The following is a 4,047-nucleotide window of genomic DNA, read 5'->3' as shown; positions in this document are numbered from 1 at the left end:
ACCATCGGCTCAGCGAACCCGCTGCAGCCTGAACCAGCCCTCCATCATTCCCAGGCCGATTCACACCTCCACTTCCTCGGCGGCTCGTGCTACTGCCACCGGCAGGGCACCGATAGTGGCGGGTTGATCGACCACTAACAGCGCCGGCCCGTGAACTGAGCTCAGCTCCGCCAGCAGGGTCCGCAGTTTGGTCTCATCGTTGGGTAGGGGCTTGTCGTAGACTTTCTCACCGGTAGTGGTCAGGGCGGTGGCGTGGTGCTCGGACTTACCGACATCCAGGCCAATGAACAAGGCACAGTGCAACAGATCGAATCCGGTCATCAATCACTCCCACAAGGGCAGGCGGGTCACCAGCAGCAGCAAGGCGGTGCCGCGGCCATGTAGCCAGTCCACAGCCCTCCGAACAAGAGCGAGTCGGTGGGCGGGTCAGGCTCGGCATCCACGTGAGCAAAAACAAGCCCTCCACCAGCCTCCGGGGAGCGGGCTGGGGGCTGTCGTGCCTCTATCAGCGATCCACGATCCACCCGAGACCAGTCCCTGGGTGACAACACCCCCCGGATCATCAATGACTGGGGCAAACGATCATGCCCAGGAACCGGACCGGCCAACCCCTTCATCCTGCTGGACTCCAGGGTCACCTATACGCTAACGGGGGTATCGCGCGCACCTGAACCGAGGGTTGAGTTGCCATCTTCTGCGGCTTTCAACGGTACACAGAACGTCTCCCCACCACTGAGGAGAGCCTTTTTTCTACGTAAACGTGGGTGTGGCAAACTTATAAGGAAGAAGCGTCGACTGCTGAGGAGAAGATGAGTAGACGAGAGATCGTAAAGAGTGATTTAGCCGAGCGGGGAGCAGTAGATGCAGTGCGAGACTATGTCGCGAGCGGAGCCTGGAAGCCTGGGGAGGCTATTCGGCAGATTCCGCTGGCAAAAGAACTCGCAGTTAGTCGGTTGCAGATCAGAGAAGCACTGCGAATCCTCGAGGCCGAGCAAATGGTCGAATATAAGAAAAATAGAGGGTATTTTGTTGCTAAATTTAGCCTTGATGAATTGGAGAAAATTTACAAAGTTCTTAAAATCCTAGAACTTGAGTCGATAGATGATATAGTAAATAATGTCGAAGATTATGATATAGAGAGCTTAGAGGAGATGAATAATCTATTTTTGAAGTCTATCGGAAGTAAAGATCCAAAATATATGTCTAAAATAAACAGAGAGTTTCATTTCAGAATCATTGATTTATCTTTACATGAAGCAATAAAAAGCATTTACAGAAATTTATGGTTCGTCTCAGAGCGTTATAGAATAAGACACTTTGTCAACGAGCAGAATCAGAAGACTAGCTATCGTGAGCATCTGGTGATCCTGGAAGCTATGCGTGAGAGACGAGTCGCATCGCTCAGGGATGCCATCGTTGAACATCGATCGCACGCTGAACCAAGGTTGCGGGAAGAAATGTGGCAGCCACTTGATAGGATCTAACCGATCCTCTCAAGTATCGATTCTTCTACAACCTGTTGCGCCTTTACTCGGTCGAGTGCCTCTTCTAACTGTGATCTCGGAATTACGACAACGCCGTCTGCGTCACCAAATATAGCATCCCCAGGCTGACAAACAACGTTCCCGCATGCAACGGGGAAGCCTATTCGGCCAGGACCATACTTGAAAGGTCCTGCTGGAGAGATTCCTCTAGCAAACACTGGAAGACCCTGCGACTGTAGCTCGCTCACATCGCGCGTCGCTCCGTCAATGACCACTCCGGCAATCTTTCGCTGGATGCAGAGTTCGCCAAGTATTCCACCAAAGCAAGCGCGGTTAGTGTCTCCCATGGAGTTCACGACTAGAACATCACCGGGTCGGGCATCGTCTAATGCGCGATGAATCGCAAGGTTGTCGCCTTCTCTAGAAGTTATGGGCAAAACATTTCCTGCCAGATGACGACGCGGGGTCACCAATTGAATCGATGAACTCATTACATTTAGCCGATGGTGTGCATCGGCTATGAGTGAAACAGGATATTTGCTCAGGGATTCAATCTCAGAAATCGGCGTCCGGTCCCATGCGTCTGCGATCGACAATGAATCAGTGTTAGCTTCGATTATCACTGCATTCTCCTTACAGAGGATTGAGTTTGGATAAGTGATTAACGGTATGTTTTGGAGTTTTTCCCGCAAGTGTTAGTTCTATGTTGTCTCTCACAATTTCACCAGCTTTCAGAAAAGACTCCCGTGTTTGACCAGCTATATGTGGCGTGACGAGAATATTGTCTAGCGAACTGATTGGGATGGGAGATGCACTCGTGGGTGAGCTTGGGTTGGTTGATTCGCCTTCGAGGACATCAGTCGCAGCTCCTCGAATGCTTCTGTTACATAGAGCCGTAACAAGGTCTTTTTCACATACAATGCCGCCACGCGAAGTATTAATGAGTATCGCACTCGATTTCATCTTCTCGAGTAGCGATAGGTTAAACGAATGCCTGGTTGATTTAGTCAGAGGAACATGCAGGCTCACGATGTCGCTGCCACGGAGCACTTCCTCGAGAGGTGCTGGTCGTGCGCCGAGTTCCGATGCACTGTGGGGTTCTAGGTAGGGGTCATAGATGAGTGAGTTCATGCCGAAGCCGAGGCCAATTTGGTGGACAATCCGCGCAATACTGCCAAACCCGACTAGTCCGAGGGTCTTTCCGTGTAGTTCGAAACCTTCAATTTGTGGTTTTATGTTTACCCACCTTCCAGTTTTGACAGCTGATGAAGCTTGTGGGATTTGCCTGTTCATGGCGAGTGTTAGGGCGAATACATGCTCCGCGACCGCTCTGCTATTACTCTCAGGGGTTGTGGTAACCCAAACATGATGTTCCGTGGCAGTTTCGATGTCGACGTTGTCGGTGCCCACGCCATGCCTGGCGATGATCTGGAGTTTTGGCGATGCTTTGATCTCTTCCCGCCTGATGGGCGCGCTCCGGAGGATAATTGCCGTGGTCTCGTGGGCTACCTGCAGGTAGGGCACTGCTTCGTCGCCGTAACCGCGGTGGACATGGTAACGATCCTCGAGGTTTTCCAGGATAGAACACGATATGGGTTCAGACACATATATGACGGACAAAATTTCCCCTAAATAGCTAAGTCAAATACGGGCGGTGAAGGTTTCTGGTGAAAATGGGACAATGTCCTATAACTGGGTTTAGTGTGACTTGGCGCACGCAAATCTGTCAATACAGGATTAGAGCGTGTCTCCTTAGTTGAGCGTGTTCTGGCTGGTTTTGTCGTGTCATGTCTCGTGAACGAGTGCTGACAGATGCACAGTGGGAGCGGATCGCGCTGCTGATGCCGTCCTCAGTCGGCCAGAAGTCTCGGCCGTTCCGGGACCACCGCCAAGTGGTCGAGGGGATCATCTACCGGTTCAGGACCGGGATCGCGTGGAGAGATCTGCCGGTCTCGTTCGGGCCGTGGCAGACGATCTGGAAGCGGCACAAGCGATTCAGTCTCGACGGCACCTGGGATCGGATCCATGCCCGGTTGGTCGCCGAGGCCGACGCGGCCGGTGAGGTGGAATGGGACGTGAGCGTCGATTCGACGATCAATCGTGCCCATCAGCACGCGACCTCGCTCGCGCGCCACACAGAGGGCTGAATCGAGTTACAAGAATCCGTGCACAGAGTCCGGCGATCATGCGATCGGCCGCTCGCGCGGTGCCCTGTCCACCAAGATCCACCAGCTCGTGGACGGGCGATGTCGACCCTTGGTGATCCTGCTCGGCCCCTGCCAGGGTGGTGACTCACCGATGTTCGCTCCACTGCTGGACTCGCTGGCAGTTCAGCGCCTCGGCCCGGGCCGCCCCCGCACCCGACCGGACGCGCTCCTGGGCGACAAGGCCTACTCCTACCGGGCAAACCGGGCGCTGCTGCGGCGTCGTGGCATCACTGCGGTGATCAGCGAATCGGCCGCCCAAGCCGGCCACCGACAGCGCCGCGGAAGTCGGTGCGCCCCGTTAGCTTCTAAGAACACCAGTTCTCCGACAGGATAAGTGGTGTTGTCCGGTCCGGCTC

At 54.0% G+C, this 4,047-nt stretch carries 3 protein-coding genes and 2 pseudogenes; 2 read left to right on the top strand and 3 right to left on the bottom strand.

The features are described 5' to 3' along the window. Nucleotides 1-81: 81 nt before the first annotated feature. Nucleotides 82-321: pseudogene (locus DVO78_RS02815) on the bottom strand (IS110 family transposase); the annotation flags it as partial. 488 nt (nt 322-809) lie between these two features. Between DVO78_RS02815 and DVO78_RS02810 the strand changes: the two are divergent. Beyond that, the gene (locus DVO78_RS02810; protein WP_157983824.1) at nt 810-1,484 is read left to right on the top strand and encodes a GntR family transcriptional regulator; all 675 of its coding nucleotides are present in this window, start codon (nt 810-812) and stop codon (nt 1,482-1,484) included. On the opposite strand, the gene DVO78_RS02805 is transcribed toward DVO78_RS02810, so the two are convergent. After that, a complete protein-coding gene (locus tag DVO78_RS02805; RefSeq protein ID WP_120003303.1) occupies nt 1,481-2,107 on the bottom strand; it encodes an RraA family protein in 627 nt (208 codons plus the stop codon). The two genes, DVO78_RS02810 and DVO78_RS02805, sit on opposite strands and share 4 nt — an antisense overlap. 10 nt (nt 2,108-2,117) lie before the next feature. Continuing rightward, complete coding sequence (locus DVO78_RS02800; protein WP_157983823.1) at nt 2,118-3,089, bottom strand: hydroxyacid dehydrogenase; 972 nt, start codon at nt 3,087-3,089, stop codon at nt 2,118-2,120. Nucleotides 3,090-3,271: 182 nt separating this feature from the next. Between DVO78_RS02800 and DVO78_RS17895 the strand changes: the two are divergent. Next, nucleotides 3,272-3,980, top strand: a pseudogene (locus DVO78_RS17895) (IS5 family transposase); the annotation flags it as partial. Between the last annotated feature and the right edge of the window lie 67 nt (nt 3,981-4,047).

This window comes from Nesterenkonia muleiensis (genome assembly GCF_003600155.1).
Lineage (GTDB): Bacteria > Actinomycetota > Actinomycetes > Actinomycetales > Micrococcaceae > Nesterenkonia > Nesterenkonia muleiensis.
This window is presented reverse-complemented; position numbering and strand designations above follow the sequence as displayed.